27 protein-coding genes and 1 tRNA gene are annotated in these 26,523 nt (G+C 70.8%); 12 read left to right on the forward strand and 16 right to left on the reverse strand.

Features of this window, described 5'->3' with window-relative positions:
* Window positions 1-44: 44 nt before the first annotated feature.
* The 3 genes from AC1DX8_RS13580 to AC1DX8_RS13590 all read left to right on the forward strand — a co-directional run bounded on the left by AC1DX8_RS13580 (window position 45) and on the right by AC1DX8_RS13590 (window position 2,782).
* Window positions 45-872: an alpha/beta fold hydrolase gene (locus tag AC1DX8_RS13580; RefSeq protein WP_477630459.1), complete on the forward strand. Its 828-nt coding sequence runs from the start codon at window positions 45-47 to the stop codon at window positions 870-872.
* An 81-nt stretch (window positions 873-953) separates the two neighbouring features.
* Complete coding sequence (locus tag AC1DX8_RS13585) at window positions 954-1,979, forward strand: Gfo/Idh/MocA family oxidoreductase (RefSeq protein WP_477630460.1); 1,026 nt, start codon at window positions 954-956, stop codon at window positions 1,977-1,979.
* Window positions 1,976-2,782, forward strand: a complete 807-nt coding sequence (locus AC1DX8_RS13590) for a TIM barrel protein (RefSeq protein ID WP_477630461.1) — start codon at window positions 1,976-1,978, stop codon at window positions 2,780-2,782. The genes AC1DX8_RS13585 and AC1DX8_RS13590 overlap by 4 nt, the downstream gene beginning before the upstream one ends.
* Before the next feature lie 222 nt (window positions 2,783-3,004).
* Here the strand turns inward: AC1DX8_RS13590 and AC1DX8_RS13595 are convergent.
* A tRNA-Pro gene (locus AC1DX8_RS13595) sits at window positions 3,005-3,078 on the reverse strand.
* A 115-nt stretch (window positions 3,079-3,193) separates the two neighbouring features.
* A complete protein-coding gene (locus AC1DX8_RS13600; protein WP_477630462.1) occupies window positions 3,194-4,141 on the reverse strand; it encodes a metallophosphoesterase in 948 nt (315 codons plus the stop codon).
* Between the two features lie 65 nt (window positions 4,142-4,206).
* On the opposite strand from AC1DX8_RS13600, the gene AC1DX8_RS13605 reads away from it, so the two are divergent.
* A complete protein-coding gene (locus tag AC1DX8_RS13605) occupies window positions 4,207-4,671 on the forward strand; it encodes a GatB/YqeY domain-containing protein (protein ID WP_477630463.1) in 465 nt (154 codons plus the stop codon).
* Window positions 4,672-4,750: 79 nt separating this feature from the next.
* Here the strand turns inward: AC1DX8_RS13605 and AC1DX8_RS13610 are convergent, their stop codons facing one another.
* Window positions 4,751-7,180, reverse strand: coding sequence for a transglycosylase domain-containing protein (locus AC1DX8_RS13610; RefSeq protein WP_477630464.1), 2,430 nt, complete (start codon window positions 7,178-7,180; stop codon window positions 4,751-4,753).
* 273 nt (window positions 7,181-7,453) lie between these two features.
* Between AC1DX8_RS13610 and AC1DX8_RS13615 the strand changes: the two genes are divergently transcribed.
* Entirely contained in the window at window positions 7,454-7,789 is a 336-nt protein-coding gene (locus AC1DX8_RS13615; protein WP_477630465.1) for a WhiB family transcriptional regulator, read from the forward strand.
* Between the two features lie 150 nt (window positions 7,790-7,939).
* On the opposite strand, the gene bagB is transcribed toward AC1DX8_RS13615, so the two are convergent.
* Genes bagB through AC1DX8_RS13630 form a run of 3 tightly spaced genes read right to left on the reverse strand, consistent with a single transcriptional unit; the run spans window position 7,940 to window position 10,971 of the window.
* Window positions 7,940-9,196, reverse strand: coding sequence for an ATPase BagB (gene bagB / locus AC1DX8_RS13620; RefSeq protein WP_477630466.1), 1,257 nt, complete (start codon window positions 9,194-9,196; stop codon window positions 7,940-7,942).
* Window positions 9,196-10,200: an ATPase BagA gene (bagA, locus tag AC1DX8_RS13625; RefSeq protein WP_477630467.1), complete on the reverse strand. Its 1,005-nt coding sequence runs from the start codon at window positions 10,198-10,200 to the stop codon at window positions 9,196-9,198. The genes bagB and bagA overlap by 1 nt, the downstream gene beginning before the upstream one ends.
* 9 nt (window positions 10,201-10,209) lie before the next feature.
* Complete coding sequence (locus AC1DX8_RS13630; RefSeq protein ID WP_477630468.1) at window positions 10,210-10,971, reverse strand: alpha/beta hydrolase family protein; 762 nt, start codon at window positions 10,969-10,971, stop codon at window positions 10,210-10,212.
* Between the two features lie 36 nt (window positions 10,972-11,007).
* Here AC1DX8_RS13630 and AC1DX8_RS13635 point away from each other — a divergent pair, with 36 nt between their 5' ends.
* Genes AC1DX8_RS13635 through AC1DX8_RS13650 form a run of 4 tightly spaced genes read left to right on the forward strand, consistent with a single transcriptional unit; the run spans window position 11,008 to window position 13,311 of the window.
* Window positions 11,008-11,163, forward strand: a complete 156-nt coding sequence (locus tag AC1DX8_RS13635; RefSeq protein ID WP_157582273.1) for a DUF4177 domain-containing protein — start codon at window positions 11,008-11,010, stop codon at window positions 11,161-11,163.
* A gap of 1 nt (window position 11,164) precedes the next feature.
* Complete coding sequence (locus AC1DX8_RS13640; RefSeq protein ID WP_477630469.1) at window positions 11,165-11,641, forward strand: RidA family protein; 477 nt, start codon at window positions 11,165-11,167, stop codon at window positions 11,639-11,641.
* A 6-nt stretch (window positions 11,642-11,647) separates the two neighbouring features.
* Window positions 11,648-12,487, forward strand: coding sequence for an NUDIX hydrolase (locus AC1DX8_RS13645; protein ID WP_477630470.1), 840 nt, complete (start codon window positions 11,648-11,650; stop codon window positions 12,485-12,487).
* Entirely contained in the window at window positions 12,484-13,311 is an 828-nt protein-coding gene (locus AC1DX8_RS13650; RefSeq protein ID WP_477630471.1) for an MBL fold metallo-hydrolase, read from the forward strand. Before AC1DX8_RS13645 ends, AC1DX8_RS13650 begins: the two co-directional genes overlap by 4 nt.
* 77 nt (window positions 13,312-13,388) lie before the next feature.
* On the opposite strand, the gene AC1DX8_RS13655 is transcribed toward AC1DX8_RS13650, so the two are convergent.
* The gene (locus AC1DX8_RS13655; protein ID WP_477630472.1) at window positions 13,389-14,066 is read right to left on the reverse strand and encodes a Crp/Fnr family transcriptional regulator; all 678 of its coding nucleotides are present in this window, start codon (window positions 14,064-14,066) and stop codon (window positions 13,389-13,391) included.
* Between the two features lie 120 nt (window positions 14,067-14,186).
* On the opposite strand from AC1DX8_RS13655, the gene nth reads away from it, so the two are divergent.
* The 3 genes from nth to AC1DX8_RS13670 are packed head-to-tail and all read left to right on the forward strand — an operon-like array spanning window position 14,187 to window position 16,788.
* Window positions 14,187-14,888 carry an endonuclease III gene (gene nth / locus AC1DX8_RS13660; protein ID WP_477630570.1) on the forward strand — a complete coding sequence of 234 codons (702 nt, stop codon included), beginning with the start codon at window positions 14,187-14,189 and terminating at the stop codon, window positions 14,886-14,888.
* Window positions 14,885-15,577 carry an NUDIX hydrolase gene (locus AC1DX8_RS13665; RefSeq protein ID WP_477630473.1) on the forward strand — a complete coding sequence of 231 codons (693 nt, stop codon included), beginning with the start codon at window positions 14,885-14,887 and terminating at the stop codon, window positions 15,575-15,577. The genes nth and AC1DX8_RS13665 overlap by 4 nt, the downstream gene beginning before the upstream one ends.
* Complete coding sequence (locus AC1DX8_RS13670; RefSeq protein ID WP_477630474.1) at window positions 15,577-16,788, forward strand: MarP family serine protease; 1,212 nt, start codon at window positions 15,577-15,579, stop codon at window positions 16,786-16,788. Before AC1DX8_RS13665 ends, AC1DX8_RS13670 begins: the two co-directional genes overlap by 1 nt.
* A 109-nt stretch (window positions 16,789-16,897) precedes the next feature.
* On the opposite strand, the gene AC1DX8_RS13675 is transcribed toward AC1DX8_RS13670, so the two are convergent.
* The 9 genes from AC1DX8_RS13675 to AC1DX8_RS13715 all read right to left on the reverse strand — a co-directional run bounded on the left by AC1DX8_RS13675 (window position 16,898) and on the right by AC1DX8_RS13715 (window position 26,503).
* On the reverse strand, window positions 16,898-17,809 hold the full coding sequence (locus AC1DX8_RS13675; RefSeq protein WP_477630475.1) for an alpha/beta fold hydrolase: 912 nt from the start codon (window positions 17,807-17,809) through the stop codon (window positions 16,898-16,900).
* A gap of 75 nt (window positions 17,810-17,884) precedes the next feature.
* On the reverse strand, window positions 17,885-18,289 hold the full coding sequence (locus AC1DX8_RS13680; RefSeq protein WP_477630476.1) for a phage holin family protein: 405 nt from the start codon (window positions 18,287-18,289) through the stop codon (window positions 17,885-17,887).
* A gap of 48 nt (window positions 18,290-18,337) precedes the next feature.
* Window positions 18,338-19,756, reverse strand: a complete 1,419-nt coding sequence (gene nhaA, locus AC1DX8_RS13685) for a Na+/H+ antiporter NhaA (RefSeq protein ID WP_477630477.1) — start codon at window positions 19,754-19,756, stop codon at window positions 18,338-18,340.
* A 145-nt stretch (window positions 19,757-19,901) separates the two neighbouring features.
* Complete coding sequence (locus AC1DX8_RS13690; RefSeq protein ID WP_477630478.1) at window positions 19,902-20,444, reverse strand: NADPH-dependent FMN reductase; 543 nt, start codon at window positions 20,442-20,444, stop codon at window positions 19,902-19,904.
* Window positions 20,445-20,510: 66 nt separating this feature from the next.
* Window positions 20,511-20,981 carry an acyl-CoA thioesterase gene (locus AC1DX8_RS13695; protein WP_477630479.1) on the reverse strand — a complete coding sequence of 157 codons (471 nt, stop codon included), beginning with the start codon at window positions 20,979-20,981 and terminating at the stop codon, window positions 20,511-20,513.
* Window positions 20,978-23,380, reverse strand: coding sequence for a bifunctional salicylyl-CoA 5-hydroxylase/oxidoreductase (locus AC1DX8_RS13700; RefSeq protein ID WP_477630480.1), 2,403 nt, complete (start codon window positions 23,378-23,380; stop codon window positions 20,978-20,980). The genes AC1DX8_RS13695 and AC1DX8_RS13700 overlap by 4 nt, the downstream gene beginning before the upstream one ends.
* Complete coding sequence (locus tag AC1DX8_RS13705; RefSeq protein WP_477630481.1) at window positions 23,377-25,074, reverse strand: AMP-binding protein; 1,698 nt, start codon at window positions 25,072-25,074, stop codon at window positions 23,377-23,379. The genes AC1DX8_RS13700 and AC1DX8_RS13705 overlap by 4 nt, the downstream gene beginning before the upstream one ends.
* Window positions 25,074-26,021 (reverse strand): acyl-CoA thioesterase, encoded by a 948-nt coding sequence (locus tag AC1DX8_RS13710; protein ID WP_477630482.1) that lies wholly within the window; start codon window positions 26,019-26,021, stop codon window positions 25,074-25,076. Before AC1DX8_RS13710 ends, AC1DX8_RS13705 begins: the two co-directional genes overlap by 1 nt.
* Window positions 26,018-26,503 carry a cupin domain-containing protein gene (locus AC1DX8_RS13715; protein WP_477630483.1) on the reverse strand — a complete coding sequence of 162 codons (486 nt, stop codon included), beginning with the start codon at window positions 26,501-26,503 and terminating at the stop codon, window positions 26,018-26,020. The genes AC1DX8_RS13710 and AC1DX8_RS13715 overlap by 4 nt, the downstream gene beginning before the upstream one ends.
* Between the last annotated feature and the right edge of the window lie 20 nt (window positions 26,504-26,523).

Here is a 26,523-nt window from a genome sequence, read left to right on the forward strand (position 1 = left end):
GACCACAGCGCCGATCTCAGCGAGAGCGAACAACCGTGCCCCACGTGCAGACCTCCGACCTTCAGCTGTACTACGAACTCGAAGGTGACCCGGCAGGACCACCCCTGGTCCTCATCGCCGGTCAGAGTGCCCAGCTGACCTCCTGGCACCCGGATTTCCGGCACCTGCTCATCGAGCAGGGGTTCCGGGTGATCCTCTTCGACAACCGCGACGTCGGCCTTTCGACCAAGTGGCAGGCCGGGGGACGCTACGAGATCTCTGATCTGGCAAATGACGTGGCTGACCTGCTCGACGGGCTCGAGCTGGAGGCCGCGCACATCGTCGGCCAGTCGATGGGCGGCATGATCGCCCAGCAGCTGACCATCGAGCACCCGGCGCGGGTTCTCAGCTTGTGCTCGGTCTACTCCACACCCAGCATCGAGCACCTCGCGAGCGCCCCTGAGGTGTGGGCGATCCGCGAGCAGGAGCCCGCCACGGACCGGGAGGGCGCCATCGCCCAGTACATCCAGCGCGAGAGCATCGGTGGCCTCGCCGAGTACACCCCGGAGTGGATCAGGAACCACGCGGAAGCCACCTACGACCGGTGCTACTTCCCAGCGGGCGCGGACCGACAGATGGCGGCAGTGCGCCGCGCTCCGGACCGCACCTCCGGCCTTCGACAGGTGAACGTTCCCACCGTCGTGCTGCATGGCCTCGCGGACCGCTTGATCGACGTCAGTGGCGGCTACGCCACGGCACTTGCCGTGCCCGGTGCCGAGCTCCACACCTACGCCGACATGGGCCATCAACTGGTCCCGTCGCTGTTCGAGGAGTACGTGCGGGTCATCACCCGTAACGTCCACCGTGCTCAGGCATGCGTGCACGCGGCCTAGCCGGACGCCCCATCGACCCCCTGAGCTCCACGTCGGCGGCCCGAGCTGCCGCCACGGCCTCCCCACCATGAAGGAGTTCTCATGCCCTCTGCCCCTGTTCGAGTGGCATTGATAGGTGCCGGCCGCATTGGCGCGTCACATGCGAACGTGCTGGCGCGGCGGGTCCCGGACACCCACTTGGTGGCGGTGGCAGATCCACGGCCAGGGGCCGCGGCTGTCGTGGCGGACCAGTACGGTGCCCGCTCGAGCACCTCGCCAGAAGACATCATCGGCGCTGATGATGTGGATGCCGTCGTCATCGCCGCATCCTCGACGGTGCACGCGGGGCTCATTGCCATGGCGGCATCCGCGGGCAAGCACGTGTTCAGCGAGAAGCCGGCTGGAATGACCCTGGCCGAGGTTGATGGAGCCCGAGCCGCAACCGGAGCCGCCGGCGTGGTGTTCCAGGTCGGATTCAATCGCCGCTTCGCGCGAGACTTCATCCAGGCGCGCGATGCCGTCGACAAGGGTCAGGTCGGGCAGGTCCAACTGATGCGCTCCCTCACGCGCGATCCGGGCAGCGGGCCCGCCGACCCCGGTGCCGTTCCCTTGTGGACGATCTTCACCCAGACGTTGATCCATGACTTCGACACCCTCAACTGGCTGAATCCCGGCGCGCGGGCGGTCGACGTGATCGCGACCGCCGACGCCCTGGTCGCACCCGACTTTCGCGGCAGCCAATATCTCGACACGGCGGTCGTCGTCATCCGCTACAGCAACGGCGCCATGGCCGTCGCGGAAGCAAGCTTTGCGGCTTCCTACGGATACGACGTCAGAGCAGAGATCTTCGGCTCGAGAGGGATGGCGACCATGGGTGATGGCGCCACGTCGTCGCTGCGCCTCCACAACGCGGCAGGTCGTGTCGCCAGTACGTCGCACAGCGACACGGACCTGCTCATCGACGCCTACACCGGCGAGTTCAACGAGTTCGCGGCAGCCATCCTGGAGGGTCGCCCAGCGACGGTTGGCGGTGACGCGGCATTCGCCGCATTCGCGATCGCACAGGCATGCATCGACTCGATGGAGACCGGCAACCGGTCCCTGGTGCCGACAGAGGTGGCCCGATGAGCTTCACCCTGGCGGTCTGCTCGGAGATGGTGTACCTCGACCTTCCCCATCTCGATCGAGTGCGGCGCCTGCACGACTGCGGCTTCGCCGTCGAAATCTGGGATTGGACGGACAAGGATGCCGGGGCGCTGGCTGCGACGCGCGCCACCTTCACCTCGATGACCGGATATGTGACCGGCGACCTGGTCACGCCGGAGGGCGCCGACGACCTTCTCCGCACAGCAGAGCAGTCGATCGCCTTCGCACGTGTACTGGGGAGGCCCAGCCTCAACCTGCACGGCACCGGGCTCGGGCAGGGCGGCATACCTTCACGACCGATCGAACACGTCACCGGCCCGATGTGGTTGGCGGCTTTGCGCACGCTCGAGCGCGTCGCCGAGCTTGGCGAGCAGCACGACGTGACCTTCGTCATCGAGAATCTCAATACGGCTGTTGACCACCCTGGCACACCGTTTGCGCGCGCTGAGGACACGTTGGCACTGGTCAGGGCGGTCGACAGCCCACACCTGCGGATGAACCTTGACCTGTACCACGCGCAGATCGGGGAGGGGAACCTGGTCGACCTGATCCGGCGGTGTAGCCCGTACCTCGGTGAGGTGCAGATCGCTGACGTACCGGGCCGGTGCGAGCCGGGCACCGGGGAGGTGCGGTGGTCAGTCGTCGCAGCAGCTCTTGCCGACACCGGCTACGAGGGTGTTGTCGCGATGGAGGCATTCGCATCGGCGCCCGGTGAGGAAGGCAGCGACCTCGCGGTTCGCCGTTTCGAAGAGGCATTCACCCTTCGAGGCACTGGTCGCCGTTGACGGGCGACGCGGACCTCTGCACGCGAGACCGCGACGGAGTGCGGCTGGTGACGACCGATAGCAGGAAGCGAAAAGGCAGATGGCCTTCATGATTCCCTGCGAGCACGGCGAAGGCCCGCGTCGGGGCCTGGGCAGGCTGCCGCTGTAGGCCCACTGCTGTGCGGTCCGCTCGAACGAGCGCGACTCGTGGCACGCGCAGGTCAGCTGACCTGCGCACATGGGTCGGGGTGACAGGATTTGAACCTGCGGCCTCTTCGTCCCGAACGAAGCGCGCTACCAAGCTGCGCCACACCCCGTGGCAATCGCCACCCACGCCAGTTCGACGGGAGCAGCGACAGTGAAGGATAGCCCACCTCACCCGGCCGCTCCCAATCGGTATGCCGCCGCGCAGCCGACCGCCTCGCTGCGGGCTCAGGGGGCGGCGGGCACCAGGGTGAGCAGGGAGGCCTCGGGGCGGCAACAGAACCGCACCGGCGCGTACGGGGAAGTGCCCAGCCCGGCCGACACGTGCAGCCACGCGGCATCCGCGGGAGCTCTGGACGACGGGGCCGCCCCGGCCCCCGGCCACCAGCGGGAGACCCCCTTCGCGCGGTTGGTCGGCAGGTCGGAGTTGGTGACCAGCGCGCCGTAGAACGGCAGGGCCAGCTGGCCCCCGTGGGTGTGTCCGGCGACCACGAGCCTGGCTCCGTCGGCCGTCATCGGGTCGAGCACCCGCTGGTAGGGCGCGTGCGTGACACCGATCGTCACGGCGGCGGACGTCGAGGCGCGGCCGGCCACGGCGGCATACCTGTCGAGGCGGATGTGGGCGTCGCCGGTGCCGACGAGCTCCACCTCGGCCCCGCCCACCATGAGCGTCGTGCGGGCGTTGTCGAGGTCGACCCAGCCGCCGGCACGGAACCCGGCCCGCAGCTCGCCGATCGGCAGCCGCCCGCGTCCCGGCGGGGCGTCGGCGTGCCGGCGGGTGAGGTAGCGCGCGGGGTTCTTGGGCACCGGCGCGTAGTAGTCGTTCGACCCGGTGACGAACACCCCGGGGAACGCGAACAGCGGCTCCATCGCGTGCAGCGCACCGGGCACGGCGTCCTTGGCGGCGAGGTTGTCGCCGGAGTTGATGACGAGGTCGGGTGCCAGCGCCGCGAGGCCACGCACCCACTCGATACGGCGCCGCTGGCGGGGCACGAGGTGCAGGTCGGACACGTGCAGGATCCGCAGGGACCGCGCCCCGGGCGCGAGGACGGGCACGGTGAACCGGCGCAGCGCGAACCAGTTGCGTTCGACCACGGCGGCGTAGCCGACGCCGGCCACGCCCAGCGCGGCGACGCCCGCCGCCGTGCCCAGCGCGGTGCCCAGGTGCGTGTTCATCGCGTCCATCCTTGCAAACCGAATCTCGGTAGGTCGGACTCCCACCCGCCTGCGAGACTGGGGCCATGACCGAGCAGAGCCTCAAGGCCACCGTCCAGAGCGACCTCACCGACGCCATCCGTCAGCGTGACCAGGTGCGGTCCGGCACGCTGCGACTGGCCCTCACCGCGATCACCAACGAAGAGGTGAGCGGCACCGAGGCCCGCGAGCTCAGTGACGACGAGGTGCTCAAGGTGCTCGCCAAGGAGGCCAAGAAGCGCAAGGAGGCGGCCACCGCCTACTCCGGCGCGGGCCGCCCCGAGCTCGCGGCCAAGGAGGAGTCCGAGCTCGCCGTCCTCGAGGCCTACCTGCCCGCCCAGCTCTCCGACGACGAGCTCACGACCATCGTCGCCGCCGCGATCGAGCAGACCGGGGCCACGGGTATGCCGCAGCTCGGCCAGGTCATGAAGGTCGCCCAGGGCGTCGTGGCCGGTCGTGCCGACGGCGGCCGCGTCGCCGCTGCTGTGAAGGCGGCCCTCACCCAGGGGTGAGCCGGGCCGCGGAGCAGGGCTCGCGGCGCACGCCGACGACGAAGGGCCCCCACCGGGTGGTGGAGGCCCTTCGCGACGGTCAGTGCCCGGGTGGCGGCGGGCCCTTGGTCTTGGTCGGCTTCGGGGTGGGTGTCGGCGTGCTGCTGGGCTTCGGTTGCCCCGCGAAGCCGCTGGAGGTGTAGAGGCTGATCGTGGTGCCGCGCAGCGCCGTGCCGCTCGGGTTGGTGTACACGACCGTGCCACGCGGGTAGGAGCTGTTGGCCTGCCCGGCGACCTGGGCGAGGAAGCCGGCGTCCTTGAGCCGGGCCGTGGCCTCCGCCACCGACATGCCGCCCACGAACGGCACGGCGACCTTGTCGCCGTTGACGATCTTGCTGCTCGGGTCGTCGAACTGGCGGTCGGGCAGCCCGACCGACGCGTTCAGGACCAGGTCCTTCCAGATCGGTGCGGCGATGTCGCCACCGAACACCCCTCGGTAGGACTGACCGCCCAGCCGGATGCCGTTCATCCCGAGCTGGGAGTACGGCGTGCCGACCCACACGGCGGCTGCGCGCTGGACGGTGTAGCCCACGAACCAGGACTCGACGTGCTTGTCGGTGGTGCCGGTCTTGCCTGCGGCGGGCCGCGAGCCGAGCTTGGCTCCCTTGCCGGTGCCGTCCTGGATGACGCCCTGGAGCAGCTGGGTGGCACCCTTGGCCACATCGGGGTCGATGACCTGCTGGCAGGTGGTGGCGCCGATCTTGAGCGGCTTCTTGTCGGCGGTGGTGATCGACAGGATCGGGTTCGGGGGGCAGTACTTGCCGTTGTTCGCCAGGATCGCGTAGGAGCTCGCCAGGGTCATGGGGGTGACGTCACCGGTGCCCAGGACGGTGCTGGCGTAGCACGGGAGGTTCGGTCCCGAGCCGGAGTGCAGGTGCATCTTCGACATCGTGTTGAGCACGTTCTTGGCGCCCAGCTTGAAGGTCAGCGACGCGAACGCGGTGTTGATCGAGTCAGCGGTCGCCTTCTTCAGCGGGATCGGCTTGCCACCGATCGCGTAGTCGTTGTGGATCGTGTAGGGACCGCCCGGGGCGCACTGGCCGATCTCCTTCGGGGTGTAGACCGCGCCCTTGGTCGGGCTGGCGAACTTCGACGGGATCGTGCCGCTCACCGGGATGCCGGTCTCGAGGGCCCGGACGATCGCGAACATCTTCGCCGTCGAGCCGAACTGGAAGCCGGTGGTGCCCTGGTACTTCTCGTCGACGTTCCAGTTCACCTCGGTGTAGCCGTAGGCGCCCTGCTGGGCCTTGGTCGTGGGGTACTTGGTGTTCTGCACCATCGCGAGGATCCGGCCGGTGTTGGGCTCGATGATCGTCGCGGCGCTGCCGACCAGCCGGGAGCGACCGATCTTGGACTTGTCGGCCGTGTCCTTCGGGAGGGCGGTGTTGCCGAACGGGACCCGCTTGGTGAGGTCCTTCAGCGACTCGGCCTGCACCTGCGGGTCGAGCGTGGTCTGGATGGTCAGGCCGCCGCCGGTGATGTTCTTGATCCGCTCCGGCCGGGTCTTGCCGAGCACGTCGAGGGCATGGTTGTCCATGTCCTTGAGGTACTCCATGACGTAGTTGCAGAAGTACGGCTGCGACGAGGCGGCGCAGTTGCTCAGCGGGTTCTTCAGCTTGAGCATCTTGCGCACGGGGATGGCCTTGGACTGCCTGAGCTGCTTGGCCGAGATGATGCCCAGGGCGTGCATCCGGTCGAGCACCACGTCGCGACGGGCCTGGGCCTTCTCCGGGTAGTTGCGCGGGTCGGTCTTGCCGGGGTTCTGCACGAGGCCGGCCAGCAGCGCCGCCTGCGGGAGGTTGAGGTCCTTGGCGCTGACGCTGAAGTAGTGCTGCGCGGCCGCCTCGACGCCGTACGCGAGGTCGCCGTAGTAGGCCAGGTTGAGGTACCCCTGCAGGATCTGGTCCTTGGTCATCTCCTTCTCGAGGGTGACCGCGTACTTGATCTCCTGGATCTTGCGCGCCGCGCTCTTGCGCACCGCCGCCTGGGCGGCCTCCTCGTCGTTGGCCCGCAGCGCGTTCTCCTGCAGCGTCAGCTTGACGTACTGCTGGGTCAGGGTGGAGGCACCCTGGACGTCGCCGCCCTGCGCGTTCGACGCCACCGCGCGCAGGATGCCGCGGGGGTCGACGCCGCCGTGCTCGTAGAACCTGCTGTCCTCGATCGCGATCTGGGCCTTCTGCATGATCGGGGCGACCTGGTTGAGGTTGACGATGATGCGGTTCTCCTGCTGCGGAGTCGCCAGGATCCCGCCCCGGGCATCCTTGATGGTCGACTGCTGCGACAGCTGGGTGGCGGTGAACTCACCCGGGAGGTCGTCGAACATCTTCACCCCGGAGGTCGCGGCACTGCCGGTGGCGCCCACCGCAGGGATCAGCAGACCGGCCGCCAGCAGGCCCATGACCATGGCTGTGGCGATGAAGGCACCGAGCAGACTGACGACATTTCCGAGGTTGGTGGCGCGTCCTTGCATGCGGACAGGGTAACTGGCGAACCTTGAACGACCGGTTTCCCGCGAGCGCGGATACGGAATGACCCGGTCTCGCCGGATTTCAGCCTAGTTTGAGCACGGCTCGATGGAGCGAGACGGGATGGTTCGGAATGACTAGTCCCTTTGGTCATGCCAGAACTACACGAATGGGCCATGTCGTCGGAGTGCCTGCAGTTCCTATCGTTTCCACACGTCGATACGGACATAAGACGCACGGTGAAGCGTCTGAACCAGCAGTATCTGGAGGCACTGAGAATGACTATCGCACCTGAGCGGCCGAGCGGTCAGCCCGTCGGCACGGGTTGGATGGACGACTGGGCCCCGTTGGGCTCGTGCTCCAAGTCCGACCCTGATGCGCTGTTCGTCCAGGGTGCCGCCCAGCAGACCGCCAAGGTCGTCTGCCAGCGCTGCCCCGTCATCGCCGAGTGCCTCGCCGATGCCCTCGACAACCGCACCGAGTTCGGTGTCTGGGGTGGCATGACCGAGCGCGAGCGCCGGGCCCTGCTGAAGCGTCGCCCCAACATCACGTCCTGGGCCGCCCTCTTCGCGCAGGCCCGCAGCCAGGCCTCGGCGGAGGCCGAGAGCGCCTGACCGGACCCCACCGGCTGCCCCCCGAACACCGACAGACGCCGCGCTCGCCGCGGACCCCCCGACGAAGTCCCTGACCCATCCCCCGCGGGTCCAGGGACTTCGTCGCGTGACGGGTCAGGGTCGCGTGACGGGTCAGGGTCGCGTGACGGGTCAGGTGGGGGTGGGGGTGGGGAGGGTGGGGTTGGTGAGGGCAACGGCGACCTCGCGCAGCCCGTCGAGGTCGTGGATGTCCTGCGCCGACGCCGGCACCTCCACGACCGGTATGCCGGGGTGCCCGGCCGTGAACCGGGCCGCCAGCCGCTCCTGCCGGGCCGCGGTCTCCGCCAGCGACGCGTGCAACCGGAGCAGGCCCTCGGTCGTCGCGGAGGTCGCCGACCGTGGGTCGGCGTCGGCCAGCTGCTCCGCCGCCGCGAGGGCCCGCGAGGCCGTCAGGGAGGGGGCGGCCACCCGCTGGATGCGGTTCACGACGAGCCCGGCGAGCGGCATACCTTCCTCGTCGAGGCGGCCGGCGAAGAAGGAGGCCTCGCGCAGGGCGTCGCGCTCGGGGGCGGCGACCACGACGAAGGCGGTCTCGGAGTCCTTGAGCAGGGCGTAGGTGTGGTCGGCCCGTTCCCGGAACCCGCCGAACATGGTGTCGAGCGCGGCGACGAAGGTCTGGACATCCTGGAGCAGCTGGCCACCGAGCACCTTGGACAGGGTGTTCGTGACGACGTTGACCCCCAGGCTGAAGACCTTGAAGCCGGCCCGTCCACCGGCCTTGGCGGGGGCCGAGAGCAGCCGGATGAACCGCCCGTCGAGGAAGGACCCGAGCCGCTTCGGGGCGTCGAGGAAGTCGAGCGCCGACCGCGACGGGGGAGTGTCGACGACGATGAGGTCCCAGCGGCCGTCGCGCGCGGCCTCCGTGCGGAGCTGGCCGAGCTTCTCCATCGCCATGTACTCCTGCGTGCCGGCGAACGAGCTCGAGACTGCTTGGTAGAAGGGGTTCGCCAGGATCTGCGCGGCCTTCTCGGGGGTGGCGTGCTGCTCGACCACCTCGTCGAAGGTGCGCTTCATGTCGAGCATCATGGCGTCGAGGGAGCCACCGGCGCCCTCGCCCACCCCCGCGACCGGCCGTGGGGTGTTGTCGAGCTCGGTCAGCCCCAGCGACTGGGCCAGCCGGCGGGCCGGGTCGATCGTCAGGACGACCACCCGGCGGCCGTGTTCGGCCGCCCACAGCCCCAACGCGGCAGCCGTCGTGGTCTTGCCGACGCCTCCGGCGCCGCAGCAGACGATGATCCGGGTCTCCCGGTCGGTGAGCAGCGCGGCGAGGTCGAGCGGGGCGGCGTTCGGGGAGGCGGACGCCGCCCCGGACGCGGCAGCGGACTTCGCGGTCCTCGCGGTCTTTGCGGTCCTCGTGCGGGGCGGCATCAGACCATCCTCTGGTCGGCGACGGCCTGAGCCAGGACGGTGATGCCGCCGCCCTCGGTGCCCTCGGCCAGCAGGGGCAGTCGCACGGTCAACCGCCCTTCCTGGGCGAGGATGGCGTCCTGCTCGCGCTCGAGGGCGATCCGGTCGGCGTGGTGGACGGCGTCGGCCAGCAGCCCGGCGACCATGCCGTCGGTGACCTTCACGCCGACGGTGGCCAGGTCGGCCGCGACGCCGTTGGCGAGCCTCGCGTTGCCGGCTCGCCGCACCGAGGTCAGCGCCTTGTCGGTGAGCAGCGGGTCACGCAGCTGGTTCACGACGATCGCGCCGAGGGGCAGGTCGGTGCGACGCAGCTCGGCCAGCGCGTCGACGGTCTCCTGGACGGGCATCTCCTCGAGCAGGGTCACCACGTGCACGGCCGTCGTGTGGCTGCGCAGCATGCGGGTGATCGAGTCGGCCTGCGAGCGGATCGGGCCCACCTTGGCGACGTCGGCGACCTCGGCGTTCACGTTGAGGAACCGCACGACCCGCCCGGTCGGCGGGGCGTCGAGGACCACGGCGTCGTACGTCGGGGCGGCGGGCCCCTTGCCCGTGCGTCGCCCGGCGGCCTCGTAGACCTTGCCGATCAGGAGCACGTCGCGCACGCCGGGCGCGATGGTCGTCGCGAAGTCGACCGCGCCGAACCGGTCGAGCACCGACATGGCCTTGCCGACCTTGTAGAACTTCTGGAGGTACTCGCGCAGCGACTCCTTGGCGTCGACCGAGATGGCCCACAGCTGACCGCCGGTGCGGTCGTGCAGGATGCGGGTCTCGATATGCCCCAGCGGTGGCACGTCGAAGGTCTGCGAGATCCCCTGGCGCCCCTCGACCTCCGCCAGCAGCACCCGCTTGCCCTGCCGGGCCAGTGCGAGCGCGAGGGCGGCGGCGACCGTCGTCTTGCCCGTCCCGCCCTTGCCGGTCACCACGTGCAGGCGGACCTTCGACAGGTCGGGGGTGGCCACGGACATGGGCCCAGCCTAGGAGGCGAGCAGGTCGACGGCTTCGAGGACCATGGCGAACGCCGGGTGCTCGGGGTCGATGAGCCCGTAGTGACCGCCATCGTCCACGGGCGTGAGGCGCACGGTGGGGCCGTGGTGCACCGCGGCATACCGCTCACTCAGCTCGAACGGCACCACGTCGTCATCGCGTGCGTGCACGAGCAGGGTGGGTATGGCGGGTGGTAGCCGCACGGGGTCGGCCGCGGCGTACGCGTCGGGGACGTCGGCCGGGCGGCCGCCGAGGAACGTCGTGATCGCGTCGTCGCCGACGCCGTTCTCCGCCCCGTGCGCGAGGTCCAGGACGCCCGCAAGGCTCACCACGCCGCGGAGGCCGTGGGCCCACGACTGCGCCGCCGCCCACGCGACGAGCTGGCCGCCGGCGGAGTGGCCGACGAGCACCCAGGGGTGCTCGAGGTCCGGGTCGCGGCGGATCGCGGTGACCGCGTGCGCCACGTCGTCGGCCGTGCCCGGCCACCCGCCACCGGGCATGCCCGCGCGGCGGTACTCGACGACGGCCGTGGGGTAGCCGGCGTCGGCGAAGGCCTGCGCCTGGCGGCCGGCGTGGGTGCGGTCGTACTCGGGCCGCCAGAACCCGCCGTGCACCACCACGACGGTGAGTCGGCGGGTGACGCGCTCGGGCAGGCGCACGTCGTAGACCTGGGCAGGGTCGTCGCCGTAGGCCGTGGTGCGGGTCGGCGGGGCGGCCCGCTCGTCGAGCACCTGGATCGGGTCACGGGCCATGCGACCATCCTGCCAGCGGTGGCTAGGCTGCAACCCATGAAGAAGTTCGAGTACGCGACGGTGCCACTCATCGTCCACGCGACGAAGCAGATCCTCGACCAGTGGGGCGAGGACGGCTGGGAGCTCGTCCAGGTCCTCACCGGACCCGACGGCAACGGCCTGGTCGCCTACCTGAAGCGGGAGAAGGCCTGACATGAGTGCTGTTGAGGATCGTCTGGCCGAGCTCGGCCTGACCGTGCCCGAGGTCGCCAAGCCGGTGGCCGCCTACGTCCCGGCCGTGCAGGACGGCCGCCGGATCTACACCTCCGGGCAGCTGCCCATGGTGTCCGGCGCGCTCGTGCAGACCGGCAAGGTCGGCGAGGGCCACGGACTCGTGCCGCCGGAGGACGCCAAGAAGCTCGCCGAGATCTGCGCGCTCAACGCGATCGCCGCCGTCAAGAGCATCGTGGGTGACCTCGACAAGGTGACCCAGGTGGTCAAGCTCGTCGGGTTCGTCGCGTCCGACCCTGCCTTCACGGGCCAGCCCGGCGTCATCAACGGTGCGAGCGAGCTGATGGGCAAGGCCTTCGGCGACGCCGGCATCCACGCGCGCTCGGCCGTCGGTGTCGCGGTGCTGCCGCTCGATGCCCCGGTCGAGGTCGAGATCGTCGTCGCCCTCGCCGACGAGTAGCCCCGGGTGGTCAGGCGCGAGTTCCCCATCGCCGACTCCCCGTCGTTGCGGGCCCGGGCAGACGCCTGGCTGAGTGCACCCGACCCCTCGGGCCCCGTGACGCCCAAGCGGGCGGCCACCGTCATGTTCGTGCGTGACGGTGCCGTGGGCGTCGAGGTCTTCATGCTGCGCAGGGTCGCGACGATGGCCTTCGCGCCGCGGATGATGGTCTTTCCCGGTGGTGGGGTCGACCCGCGCGACGCCGACGAAGCCCTGCCGTGGGCCGGTCCGACCCCTGCGGAATGGGCGGCCCGGCTCGAGGTCGACGAGCCGACGGCCCGGGTACTGGTCGCCGCGGCGGTGCGCGAGGTGTTCGAGGAGTCAGGGGTGCTGCTGGCCGGGCCGTCGCCCGACGAGGTGATCTCCGACGTCAGCGGCAAGCACTGGCACGCGCAGCGCCGTCGACTGCTCGACCGCGAGGCGTCGCTCTCGGAGGTGCTCCGGGAGCACGGGCTCGTGCTGCGCTCCGACCTGCTCGGCTACCGCGCTCACTGGATCACGCCCGAGTTCGAGGCGCGCCGTTACGACACGCGGTTCTTCAGCGCCGCCGTGCCGCAGGGGCAACGCGCGGACGACGACACCACCGAGGCCGACGTGGCCGACTGGGTGCGTCCGGCCGAGCTGTTGGAGGCCTGGCGTGACGGGCGGGCCTTGATGCTGCCACCCACCGTCGTGGCGGTCGAGGAGGTCGCCTCGGCCCCGTCGGCGGCCGCGTTCATCGCCGAGTCACCGGTGATCGCGCCCGTGCAGCCCGAGCTGGTCGACACGGGTGACGGACTCGTGATGCGGGCAGACCTCCCCGGATGAGCATGGCGAGGCCGCCCGAGCCGTCGGCGGCGATCGGTGACTGGCACGGCGGGCAGGTGACCGATCGGGCCCTGTGCATCCTCTGCCCGAACCCCAGCCCGATGACCCTCGACGGCACGAACACGTGGGTGCTCCTCGAACCCGGCTCGACGGACGCCGTCGTCATCGACCCCGGTCCGCTCGACGAGGGCCACCTGCGCGCCGTCGTCGACGCGGTGGCCGCGCGGGGTGCTCGCGTCGCGCAGACGATCCTCACCCACGGCCACGCGGACCACGCGGAGGGGGCCGACCGCTTCGCCGAGCTGACCGGTGCCCCGACTCGCGCCGTCGGTCGCGGTCACGACGACCTGGCCGACGGCGACGCGGTGACGACCGGTGGCCTCGACCTGCGGGTCGTGGCGACGCCCGGCCACACGTCGGACTCGTTGTCGTTCGCGCTCGCCGCCGACCACGCCCTGCTCACCGGCGACACGGTCCTCGGCCGCGGCACCACGGTGGTCGCGCACCCGGACGGTGAGCTCGCGGCATACCTCACGTCGTTGGAGCGGATCGCGCAGCTGACGGGTGATGGCGTGGTCACCGCGATCCTGCCCGGCCACGGTCCGGTCGTGCCCGACGCGTCGGCGATGGTCGCGTTCTACCGCACGCACCGCGCGGAACGGCTCGAGCAGGTGCGCCAGGCGCTCGCGGACGGTGCGGCGTCGGCACCCGATCCGGTGCAGGCCGTGGTCGAGCGGGTGTATGCCGACGTGCCCCGCGAGGTCTGGCCAGCCGCCTCGCAGAGCGTGGCAGCCCAGCTCGACTACCTGCGGGCGGGCGACTGAGAGGTCGTCGCGCGAGCTACGTCACTGGTCGCAGGGTGCGACCAGTGACGTAGCTCGGCGAGAGGCTGCCTCGAGGGTCAGCGGGCGCGGCGCTTGAGGCGCTCGACGTCGAGCAACAGCACGGCGCGGGCCTCGAGACGCAGCCAGCCGCGGGTGGCGAAGTCGGCGAGCGCCTTGTTGACCGTCTCGCGGGAGGCGCCGACCAGCTGGGCGAGCTCCTCCTGGGTCAGGTCGTGGGCCACGAGGATGCCCTCCTCGACCGGGCGCCCGAAGCGCGCCGACAGGTCGAGCAGCGCCTTGGCGACGCGACCCGGGACGTCGGTGAAGACGAGGTCGGCGAGGTTCTCGTTGGTGCGGCGCAGGCGCTTGGCGAGGGCGGCCAGGAGCACCTTGGCGACGCCGGGACGACCCTCGAGCAGGCCGTTGAGGTCGTCGTTGCCGATGCCGAGCAGCTGGGTCTCGGCGACCGCGGTCGCCGTCATCGTGCGGGGGCCGGGGTCGAAGAGGCTGAGCTCACCGAACATCTCACCGGGGCCGAGGATCGCCACGAGGTTCTCGCGGCCGTCGGCGCTGCGGCGCCCGAGCTTCACCTTGCCCTCGCGGATGACGTACAGCCGGTCGCCCTGGTCGCCCTCGTTGAACAGCACGTCGCCGCGCTCGAGGCGGGTCTGCGTCATCGAGGCCATCAGGGTCGTCGATGCCTCGTCGTCCAGGGCTGCGAAAAGCGGGGCCTTCTTCACCACGTCGTGATCCACGGGCGACAGTGTGCCACGTCGGATGTCCGCCTCGCCCCGTAGTCTGTGGTGGTGTCTGGAGCCCCCGCCCACGCCGCCGGCGAAGAGACCCCTGTCGCCCTGACGCGGCGCGCCCGGCGGATGTACCGCATGCTGCACGAGCACTACCCCTACGCCCACTGCGAACTCGACTTCGACAACCCCCTGCAGCTGCTCGTGGCGACCGTCCTGTCCGCCCAGACCACCGACGTCATGGTCAACAAGGTCACGCCCGAGCTGTTTGCGCGCTACCCGGATGCCGCGGCCCTCGCGGGGGCCGACCGCGCGGAGATGGAGGCGCTGCTCAAGCCCACCGGCTTCTTCCGGGCCAAGACCAACGCGGTCATGAAGCTCGGTGCCGAGCTGGTCGAGCGGTTCCACGGTGAGGTGCCGCCGCGGATGAAGGACCTCGTGACGCTGCCCGGTGTCGGGCGCAAGACCGCGAACGTCGTGCTCGGCAATGCCTTCGGCATCCCGGGCATCACCGTCGACACCCACTTCGGCCGCCTGGTCCGCCGGTTCGGCTGGACCACCGAGGACGACCCGGTCAAGGTCGAGCACGCCGTCGGGGCGCTGATCCCGCGCAAGGAGTGGACGATGCTCTCGCACGTCCTGATCTTCCACGGCCGCCGCACCTGCCACGCCAAGAAGCCCGCCTGCGGCGCCTGCCCCGTGGCCAGGCTGTGCCCGTCCTACGGCGTCGGCGAGACCGACCCGGTGAAGGCCGAGAAGCTCCTCAAGTTCGAGCTCGCCCCCGGGGCGACCAACCCGTATGCCGCGGCGACAGGGACCCCGGCACCGTGACCGCTGCTCGCCCCGCCTGGATCGACCGCGCCCGCGACGCGATCGCTGCCGCCGACCGTGGCTACTTCGAGACGTTCGCCCCGCCGCCCGAGGGTGGCCGGCGCTCCAGCGTCATGATCCTGTTCGGCCCGGCCGAGGGCGGGGGTGAGGACGTGGTCCTCACCGAGCGCGCCCACACCCTGCGCACCCAGCCCGGCGACATCTCCTTCCCCGGAGGCAAGCGCGAGCCGTCCGACGCCTCGGACGCGGCGGCGGCGCTGCGCGAGACGCAGGAGGAGGTGGGCATCCACCCCGACACGATCGAGGTCGTCGACACCCTCCCCGACATCTACCTGAGCCCGCGCCAGTTCGTCGTCACGCCGGTGCTCGGCTGGTGGCGTGAGCCGGGTCCGCTCGACACGGTCGACCCCACGGAGGTGCACCGCGCCGTCCGGGCGCCGCTGGCCGACCTGCTCGACCCCGCCTCCCGGTTCACCGTGTCGCACCCGAGTGGCTACCGCGGGCCGGGGTTCGAGTTCGACGGGCTGTTCGTGTGGGGTTTCACAGCAGGGCTGCTCTCGGCAGTGCTCGGTTTCGGTGGTTTGACCGTTCCGTGGGACCGTAGCGTCGAGCGATCGCTCCCTGACCGCTACCGGCCGGGGGGTTCGCAGGACGCCCTCACCAAGACCGCGACGGAAGGCCGAGCCTGATGTTCCTCGGACTGACCGTCCTCGACTACCTGCTGATCCTGCTCTTCATCAGCTATGCCTTCACCGGGTTCCGCCAGGGGCTGGTGGTGAGCGTGCTGTCGCTCGCCGGGTTCCTCACCGGGGGTGCGCTCGCCATGTGGCTCGTGCCGAAGGCGATGCAGCAGTGGACCGAGCTGGAGTCCTCGCCCCTGCTTCGCACGGTGGTGCTGATCGCGGGGGTGTTCATCCTCGCCTCCAGCGGTCAGGCGCTCGCCGTGGCAGTCGGCGGCTCGCTGCGGTCCAAGCTGAAGATCAAGCCGGCCCAGTGGGTCGACGCCAGCCTGGGGGCCGTGGCCGTCGTGCTCTCGGCAGCGGTGCTGGTCTGGTTCATCGCCGGCGCGCTCCGCGGGGGCGCGCCAGCACCGATCGCCAAGGCCATCGGTGAGTCGCGGGTGCTCCGGGCCATCGACACGGTGGTCCCCCCGGGCACGTCGCGCCTCTTCGCGTCGTTCCGCGAGGTCCTCGACCGCGAGGGCTTCCCGCGGGTGTTCGACGGCCTCGAGAGCGAGCGGATCGCCCCGGTCGCCCCGCCGGACCCGTCGGTCGCCCAGACGGCGGGTGTGCGCGCGGCAGCGGCGTCGGTCATCAAGATCACGGGGGTCGCCGACGCCTGCAACCGGGGACAGGAAGGCAGCGGCTGGGTGGTCGCCCGCGAGCGCGTGGTGACCAACGCCCACGTCGTGGCCGGCATGAAGACCGCCACGCTGCGCATCCACGGGACCGGGCGGTCCTACACCGGTCGGGTGGTCGTCTTCGACGCCAGGCGTGACCTCGCCGTCCTCGCCGTGCCCGGCCTGCCGGCCGACCCGCTGAAGCAGGGTGCCGACCTCTCCCGGGGCGACAGCGGTGTCGTGGCGGGCTTCCCCCTCGACGGTCCGTACCGGCTGGACGCCGCCCGGGTCCGCGAGGTCGTCGATGCCCGCGGCTCTGACATCTACGGGCAGCCGGGCACCAGCCGCGAGGTCTACTCGCTCTACGCGCAGGTGCGTCCCGGCAACTCCGGCGGTCCGCTGCTGTCGACCGACGGCCGGGTGGTCGGGGTGGTGTTCGCCAAGTCGCTCGACGACCCCAGCACCGGCTACGCGTTGACCATGGATGAGGCGAAGCCGGTCCTCGACGCCGCCGCGAGCGCCGCCAGCCCGGTCGACACCGGCGCCTGCGTGGCCGGCTGACCCCGCCGTCCCTGCACTCCTGGCCACGCAGCCGGCACCGCGGGTCCCGCAACCGGGTCTCGTGCCGCACCCCTGGCCAGCAGTGGGAAGGACGCGACGGGCGCGACGGTCAGGGGAGGGTGCCGAGCCAGTCGAGCAGGTGCCCGTTGACGACGTCGGGCGCCTCCTCGGGCAGGAAGTGGCCGGCCCGGGGCACGAGGTGCCGTTCGTAGGGACCGGTGACGTACGCCGCTGAGGCCACCGTCGTGTCGGCCAGCACCGCGCCGTCGTGCTCACCGTGCAGCTGCAGCACGGGCAGGCTGATCGGCGTCTTCATCCGGGCGGCGAACTTCCACCCGTCGGGCCGCACCTGACTGCGCACCACCCAGCGGTAGTACTCCGCTGCCGAGTGCGCCACGAAGGGCAGCGCCATGGCGTCGGAGTAGATCCGGGCCTCCTCCGGCGAGGGCCAGATCCCCTCGGGGGAGGCCCACTCGCGCAGCAGCCGCTGGACGTAGCCGCCGTGCATGGTCATCTGCCGCTCCGGGACGAACGGGCGCTGCAGCCCGCCGAGGTAGGCGTTGGCCTTGAGCTGGCGCAGGTTGGCGAACGACGCCTTGCGGAAGACCAGCGGGTGCGGCATCGAGAGCGAGGCGATCGCGCGGGTGACGGTCGGCTGCAGCGTGGGCATGCTCCAGGCGATCCACCCTCCCCAGCCGTGGCCCACGACCACGGCGCGCGAGCCCCCGAGCGAACGCAGCACCGAGGCGACGTCGGTGGCCGACGTACGGGTGTCGTACCCGCGCGGGGGCTTGTCCGACGCGCCATACCCGCGCAGGTCCATCGCACAGGCACGGTAGCCCGCCTCGGCGAGAGCCGCCATCTGGTGCCGCCACGCCCACCAGAACTGCGGGAAACCGTGCAGCAGCAACACGATCGGGCCCTCGCCCTGTTCGGCGACGTGGAAGCGCGCGCCGTTGGCGGCGACGAACCGGTGCTCCCACGGGCCCTCGATGAGGGCCATCGAGGCGTCGAGGCTCATGACTGGGTATGCCGTTCGGCTGGGTGTCGGGGGACGGGTCGAGCGGGCGGGGTGGTGGCGAGACGGCAGGTCGGGTCAGGACCCGGACTTGACGGCAGCGACGGTGTCCTGGGCGTTCTTGATGGTGCGCTCGGGCTTGCCCTTGATCTTCTTCATGCTGTTGCGGCCGAGCAGCCCGAGGACCGCGGCGACGAGGAAGAGCAGGCCGGTGGTGATGAGGTAGCCGGCCCACTCGGGGAGCCAGATGTCCAGCACGGCGACGATGGTGTGGAACAGGAAGATCAGTCCGAGCAGCGCCACGAATCCGGCCGCGGCGAACATGCCCGCACCGGCGCCGGCCTTCTTGGCGTCGGCCGCGATCTCCGCCTTGGCCAGTGCGATCTCGCTGCGGACGATGGTCGAGACATCGTGGGTGGCATCGGCGACGAGCTGTCCGATGGTGCGTTCGGTGCCCTCGTTGTCCAGCTGGTTGGGAGCCATGCGCCTCACCTTCGCTTTCCTGTGTCCGGGGTGCCGGGCGTCCCAACCCTAACCGCGTCGAAGGCGGTCCACATCCGAGGCGTCGCCGTGAGGCTCGCCCGGCTCCTCGCCCGGGTCAGCGCCCGGGTCAGCGCCGGGCACCTCGAAGCAGTCGGGGATGCCGTTGTCGTCGTCGTCGCGCGTCTCCAGCTCCCACAGCCTGCGGTACACGCGGTTGCGGGCCCGCAGCACCACGGTGGCGAGGAGCGCCGAGACCAGCGAGCCGACCAGGACCGCGAGCTTGACGTGTTCGTCGCGGGGGCTGCCCGCGCCGAAGGCCAGCTCCCCGACGAGGAGGGAGACGGTGAAGCCGATGCCGGCGAGCAGCGACAGGCCGACGACGTCCCACCACGCGAGGTCGTCGTCGAGCTCGGCGCGGGTGAACCTCGCGAAGACCCACGTGCCCCCGAACACGCCGACCAGCTTGCCGAGCACCAGGGCGAGCACCACCGCGAGGGCGGCGTCGTCGACGAGGCTGTCGCCGAGCCCGCCGCCCACCACGCGCACGCCGGCTGCGAAGAACGCGAACACCGGCACCGCGACGCCGGCAGACAGCGGACGCAGCCGGTGCTCGAACCGCTGCGCCACATCGACATCCGCAGCCAGGGTGCTGACGCGCGGCACTCGGGCCAGCCTGGAGGTGCGCACCCTGGGCTTGACCGGCACGACGAGCCCCAGCAGCACTCCTGCGACGGTGGCGTGGATGCCGGAGGCGTGCACGAGTCCCCAGGTGAGCGCAGCGAGGGGGAGCAGCAGCCACCAGTGCGCCACCCGGCGTTGCACGAGCGCGGCGAAGAGGGCCAGCGGCACCAGTGCGAGCGCGAGCAGCGGCAGGTCGAGGCTTTTCGCGTAGAAGACCGCGATGATCGTGATGGCCACGAGGTCGTCCACGACGGCGAGCGTGAGCAGGAAGCTGCGCAGGGCCGAGGGCAGGTGGGTGCCGATCACCGCGAGCACGGCGAGGGCGAACGCGATGTCCGTCGCCGTGGGGATGGCCCAGCCACGCAGCGCATCTCCCTGAGCCCCCAGGAAGGTGACGGTCACGGCATACCCGAGGGCGGGGAGGGCGACCCCGCACAGGGCGGCAGCCACCGGCAGCGCGGCCCTGGACGGCGTGCGCAGCTCGCCGACGAGGAACTCGCGCTTGAGCTCGAGTCCGGCGACGAAGAAGAAGAGGGCGAGCAGACCGTCGGCGGCCCACTGGCCGAGGGTGAGGTCGAGGTGCAGGGCGCGCGGCCCGATCGTGGTGTCGCGCAAGCCGGTGTATGCCGCGTGCCACGGCGAGTTGGCCCAGGCCAGCGCCGCGACGGCGGCCGTCAGCAGCAAGGCGCCGCCCACGGTCTCGGTGCGGAGGGCTCCGGCGACGTGCTGCGCCTCCTGCCACGTGGTGCGGGCGAAGAGGCGCGGGCGGAGGGGGTTGAGGCTCATGGGGCCTTCGGGGGTCGGCGACGGGGGAGGACGTCGAACGACGCCGCCGACCAGACTTCCCGGCTCACCACGGACGAGTCTATCGGTGGTCGACGCGAGGAGGTGCGCGTCGACGGGAGTCGACCGGCGTCGCTCAGGCCGTGCGTCAGGCCGCCGGTCGGGCCTTGGCGAGCAGCTCGGCGAACATTTCGGCCAGGACCTGGTCGTCCTCGGCGCTGGCGCTGACCTCGCCCTCCTGGGTGAGGGTCTTCTCGAACGCCAGGCCGGGACCGTCGACCACGGTCATCTTGACCCGCTCGAGGGTTTGTCGCAGCGCCGACTTCGCGTAGCTCGCACCGTGCCAGCCGTAGCCGACGCACCCCACCGGCAGTCCCTCCCACTCGGCGTAGAGGAAGTCGATGGCGTTCTTGAGGGCGGCGTTGTAGCCGCGGTTGTACTCGGGCATGACGAGGACCAGCGCATCGGTCGCCTGCATGGCCGCCGACCACTGCCGGGTGTGCTCGTGCGCGTAGTTGCCGTCGGCGGGCTGGCCGGGCTCGTCGAGGAAGGGCAGCGCGAGCTCGCGCAGGTCGTGCACCGTCACGTCGAACTCGGCGGGCACCGCGTCGAGCGCCCACCTGGCCACCCGGTGGCCGATCCGGTGCGGGCGGGTGCTGGCGATGATGACGGACAACCGTGGGGAGGCCATGGCGGAAGCCTAGGCGCGGCCCTCGAGTCTTTGAGCGATCCGACGGGTCCTGGTCCGTCGGATCACTCAAAGACTCGGGAGTGTGTTGCTCCCGGTCAGGCGCTCGACCCACTCGGTCGGCCACGGCGCGCTGGTCGCCCGCCCCGGTCCGCTGCGGTCGAGGTGCACGGTTACGTAACGACCCCGCGCGGCCCGGACCCGCGGGGCCTGCTCGAACTCCTCGCCCCAGACCTCGAACCCGAAGGTCATCGACGACGTGCCGAGCTCGACCACCGCGACGGTCGTCGTCACCTCCTGGCCGAAGAAGAGCGGCGCCTCGAAGTCCGCCTCGTAACGCACGCGTGGCGCGACCGGGAAGTAGCCGTCGAGGCCGTGCTCCCTGGCCAAGGCGGCCTCCGCGGCCTCGACCAACCGGATCACCGTGCTGTTGTGGTAGATCCCAGCGGCGTCCGTGTCGACCCACTCGATCCTGGACCGCACCGTCTGGCTCGCGAGGCCGCTGCCGTCGGTGACCTCCGGGTCAGGAGCCGCGCTCACGCCGACACGGGGGAAGGTGTCGGCACTGCGGGCTCGGTGGTGCCCGGTCGCCAGCGCAGGTGGACGTCGTCCTCCGCTCCCTCGCGCAGCAACGCGAGCCGCGGCGGGATCTTGTCGGTGCGCGCGGTGGGTGGTCGGCGCCGCCCCGCCTTCCACGGGTCGGGCCACTCGGCCCCCGGTCCTGCGTAGTCCTGCTCGGCAGCCGCGTGCAGGCTCCACATCGGGTCGTAGAGGTGGGTCCGGCCGAGGGCGCAGAGGTCGGCGCGTCCCGCGAGCAGGATCGAGTTGACGTCGTCGTGGGAGGAGATGGCCCCGACGGCGATGACCGCGACCCCCGCGGGCCGGGCGACCTCGTGACGGATCCGGTCCGCGAACGGCGTCTGGTACGACCGCCCGAACGCCGGCTGCTCCTCCTTGCTCACCTGGCCGGAGGACACGTCGATCGCGGCTGCGCCATGGGCGATGAAGGCGCGGGCGATCTCGACGGCGTCGTGCTCGGTGTTGCCGTCCGGCATCCAGTCGGTCGCGGAGATGCGGACGGTCACCGGCACCGTGTCGGGGACGGCCTCCACGACGGCGTCGAACACCTCGAGCGGGAAACGCAGCCTGTTCTCCAGCGAGCCGCCGTACTCGTCGGTGCGCCGGTTGGAGATGGGCGAGAGGAACGACGACAACAGGTACCCGTGCGCCGCGTGCACCTCGACGAGGTCGAACCCGGCCTCCATGCCGCGCCGGGTCGCGTCGCGGAAGTCGGCGACGACCTGGTCCATGTCGGCGCGCGTCATCTCGCGGGGGAGGTGGCAGCCCTCGCCGTAGGGGAGTGGTGAGGGCCCGACGACCTCCCAGTTGTCGTCCTCCAGCGGCTCGTCCATGCCCTCCCACATGAGCTTGGTCGAGCCCTTGCGCCCCGAGTGCCCCAGCTGCAGGCCGATCTTCGCGGTGCTCCGGTCGTGGACGAAGCTCACCACACGCGCCCAGGCGTCGCGTTGCTCGTCGGTCCACAGCCCCGGGCAGCCCGGGGTGATCCGACCCTCGGGTGACACGCACGTCATCTCCGACATCACCAGGCCGGCCCCGCCGAGCGCCTTGGAGCCCAGGTGCACGAGGTGGAACTCGCCCGGCACCCCGTCGACCGCGACATACATGTCCATGGGGGACAGGACGACGCGGTTCTTCAGCTCCAGGGGGCCGATCCGCACCGGCTGGAACATGGCGGGAGCGAGCTCGTCGCCCCCTGCGACCTGCTGGGCGAAGGCGCCCTGGATCCGGGCAGCGAACTCGGCGTCCCGGTCCTTGAGGTTCTCGAAGGTGATCCGCCGCGAGCGGGTGAGCAGGTTGAAGACGAACTCGTCGGGGTCCTGGTCTGCGTACCTGCCGATGTTCTCGAACCACTCGAGGCTGGCCTGGGCCGCCCGCTGGGTCGACTCGACCACCGGCTTGCGCTCTTCCTGGTAGGCAGCAAGGGCTTTCGGCACGGTGTCGTGCTCGTGCAGGCACGCGGCGAGGGCCAGGGCGTCCTCCATCGCGAGCTTGGTGCCCGACCCGATGGAGAAGTGGGCCGTGTGCGCTGCGTCGCCCAGCAGGACGAGGTTGTCGTGGTGCCAGCTCGCGTTGCGGACCGTCGTGAAGCTCAGCCACTTGGAGTTGTTGGTGAGGATCCGGTGGCCGGCGAGGTCGTCGGCGAAGATCTCGGCGACCCGCTCGACGGCATACTCGTCCGAGACCCCGGGAGGGAACGCCTCGTCCTCCGTGCGGTCGAACCCGGCCCGCCGCCACACGTCCTCGTGCATCTCGACGATGAAGGTGGATCCCTTGTCGGAGTAGGGGTAGCCGTGGATCTGCATCGTGCCGAACTCGGTGTTGCGCACGATGAACTGGAAGGCCTCGAAGACCAGGTCGGTGCCGAACCAGATGTACTTGTTGTGCCGCTGGTCGAGGCTGGGCCCGAACGCGTCGGGGTACTTCGCCCGCACCTGGGAGTTGAGGCCGTCGGCAGCGACGACGAGGTCGTGGGACGCGCGCAGCTCGTCGGCGTCGGGCGCGACGGTGCGGTAGTGCACCTGCACCCCGAGCTCCGCGACCCGCGACTGCAGGATGCGCAGCAGCTCCTTGCGGCTCATCGCGGCGAAGCCCTGGCCGCCGATCGTCGAGGACCGCCCGTCGATCGCGACGTCGATGTCCGTCCAGCGGGCGAACTGGCTCTCCATCGCCCGGTAGATCGTCGTGTCCGCGCTCTCGATCCCGCCGAGCGTCTCGTCGGAGAAGACGACCCCGAAGCCGAAGGTGTCGTCGGGGGCGTTGCGCTCCCAGACAGTCACCTCGTGGCCCGCGTCGAGCTGCTTCATCAGGGCTGCGAGGTAGAGGCCCCCGGGGCCTCCGCCCACGATCGCGATCCTCATGACGTCTTCTCCTCGGTGGGCTGCTGTTCGGCTGGCTGAGCCTGGGTCAGGTCGCGGAGCTTGAAGTGCTGGAGCTTGCCGCTGGTGTTGCGGGGGAGCTGGGCGACGAAGCGCACGCGACGGGGGTACTTGTACGGCGCCAAGGTGGCCTTGACGTGGTCCTGGATCTCGCGCGCCTTGGCGTCGTCACCGACCACCCCCTCCCGCAGCACGACGAACGCGCTGACGATCGAACCGCGCTCGGGATCCGGCTCACCGACCACGCCGGCCTCGACCACGTCGGGGTGGCTGTCGATGGCGGCCTCGACCTCGGGCGCCCCGATGTTGTAGCCGGACGACACGATCATGCTGTCGGTGCGTGCCCGGTAGTAGAAGTAGCCGTCCTCGTCCTGCACGAAGGTGTCGCCCGTGACGTTCCAGCCGTCGACGACGTAGGCGTGCTGGCGGTCGTCGTCGAGGTAGCGGCACCCGACGGGGCCGATGACCGCCAGCCGTCCCTCGGTGCCCGGGGCGACCGGCTGGTCGTCAGGGCCGAGGATCGTCGCGCGGTAGCCGGGGACCGGCTTGCCGGTGCTCCCCGGACGGATGTCGTCGCCCGCTGCGGAGATGAAGATGTGCAGCATCTCGGTGGCGCCGATGCCGTCGACGATCGCCAGCCCCAGCTCGGCGCGGATCGTCTCCCAGACCTCCTGCGGGATGTGCTCGCCCGCGCTCACCGCGATGCGAAGACCCTTGAGCCTGGGGAGGTGGCCGGCCTTGATGATCTGCTTGTATGCCGTCGGGGCCGTCGCGAGGACCGTCACCCCGTGCTCCTCCACGAGCTCGGCGAGCTGGGCCGGAGTGGCCGCCTCGGTCACCAGCGCGCAGGCGCCGGCACGGAGGGTGAACACGACGAGCATGCCCAGCCCGAAGGTGAAGGCGAACGGCGCGGTGCAGGCGACGACGTCGTCCTCGGTGAGCCGCAGGGTGTGGCGGCCGAAGGTGTTGTCGATCGACAGGATGTCGCGGTGGAAGTGCGTGGTGACCTTGGGGACGCCGGTGCTGCCCGAGGTCGGGCCGAACAGGGCGACGTCGTCGGCCGCGGTGTCGACGGCGGAGTAGTTGAAGGTGCCCGCGTCGCCGGACTTGGTGGCGCAGCGGTGGCTCAGGTCGTCGGCACCGTCCCCGCCGTAGGGGACGACGACGAGCCCGGGCGCGACGCTGGCGCGGAGCGTCTCGACGTCCTCGACGAACCGGTGGTCGACGAGCGCCACGGTCGGCTTGGTCTTCTCGACGATGGGCCCCAGCTCGCGGGCGCGCAGGGCCGCCATCGTGGTGACGACGACTCCGCCGGCCTTGAGGGTGCCGAGCCAGGCGGCCACCGTCCACGGGTTGTTGGGAGAGCGCAGGAGCACGCGGTTGCCGGGCACCAGCCCGAGGTCGTCGGTCAGGACGGCGGCGACCTGGTTGACCCGGAGCAGCAGGTCACCGTAGGTCCACACCGTGCCGTCGGGAGTGCGCAGCGCCGGTCGGTCGGCACCGTGTTGAGCGATGGTCGCGTCGAGCAGCTCGACCGCGGCGTTGAGCCGTTCCGGGTACTGCAGCTCTGGTGTCGTGAACTCCAGCGTCGGCCAGTGGTCGGCCGGCGGGAGGTGGTCGCGAGCGAACGTGTCGGTGTAGCCGCTCGGGGAGAGGGCGGCAGGTGAGCTCGACATCACTGACCTCCGGTGGTGGCGCGGATCATGCCTTCCTGGACGACGGTCGCGAGGTGCTCGCCGTCGGCGGTGAAGAAGCGGCCGAGGCCGACCCCGCGACCGGAGTCGGCGGCCACCGCCTCCTGCGCGTAGAGCAGCCAGCCGTCCAGGGCCCCCGCCGCTGGCTGGCGGTGGAACCACATCGCGTGGTCGAGGCTCGCGGTGACCAGCCCCGGTCGCGCCCACGGGAGGTCGAGCACGCGCAGCACCGGCTCGAGGATCGTGTAGTCGCAGACGTAGGCCAGGGCGGCCAGGTCACGCTGTGCGTCAGTGAGGCCCTCGACGGGACGCAGCGCGTCGAACGGCTTGACCCACAACGCCTGGTGAGGGGCGCGACCACCGTCGACCTCGAGGTAGACCGGGCCGGGCACGTGGCGCATGTCGAAGCTGCGGCCGCCCGACCAGTACTCCTTCGACTCCGGCGTCATCGTCGAGTCACCGCCCGGATCACGGCCGAGGAGGTATGCCGCGGAGCTGGGTAGCGTGTCCGGTGCGGCCACGTCGGCGGGCGCCGACGCGGCATACCGGCCTCCCTCCTCGCCGGCCGCGAAGCTGGCCAGGCAGGTGTAGGCGGGCTTGTCGTTCTGGAAGGCGCGGACCTGGCGGGTCGCGTAGCCGCGTCCGTCTCGCAGCACCTCGACCTCGTAGGTCACCGGCGCACCGATGTCGACGGGGCGCATGAAGTAGCTGTGCATCGAGTGCATGGTCTTGCCGTCGGTCACGGTGAGCATCGCCGCCGCAGCGGCCTGCGCCACCATGTCACCCCCATAGGCCTTGGGCCACGGGCAGGGCTGGGTCGTCGCGGAGAACGCGACGTCGAAATGGTGTGCCTCAACAGGTTTCAGGGCCAACGCTCTGGTGACGATCTCGGAGGTGGGCGCCTGCGTGCCCTCTGGCGAGCTCGTCACGGGCGGTCCGCCCAGTTGCGCAGCTCGGCGTCGGAGACCTGCGGGAGGTTGACGACGATGTTCTCCGGGGTGCGGGTCGTCATCCACGTGAGGGGGTTGTTGCGGTCGAGGTTGCACTCGACGTGGGGCATGAACGGCGGCACGAAGACCCAGTCGCCCTCGGCCAGGTCGAGGTAGTCCTCGAAGCGCTCGCCGAAGTAGATGCGTGCGCGACCGGAGAGGACGTAGCCGCCGGTCTCGGCCTCGCCGTGGTGGTGCGGCGCGGAGCGGTAGCCGGCCTCGTTGCTCACCTTGCCGAACCAGAGCCGGGTGGCAGGGGTGTGCTGGATGCTGACCCCGGAGATGCGGCGGGCCCCCTCGGACTGGCCGGTGTCGCCGAACTCGTGCCCGGCCCGGGTGACGACTGGGACGACGAGCCCGTGGGCGTCGGCGTAGATCGAGTTGTCGCCCTCGAGCTGGTACTTGCTGAAGTCAGGTTCCACGGGGTCTCCTTCGTCGGTGT

The sequence above is a fragment of the Pedococcus sp. P2_A3 genome, from assembly GCF_056405035.1.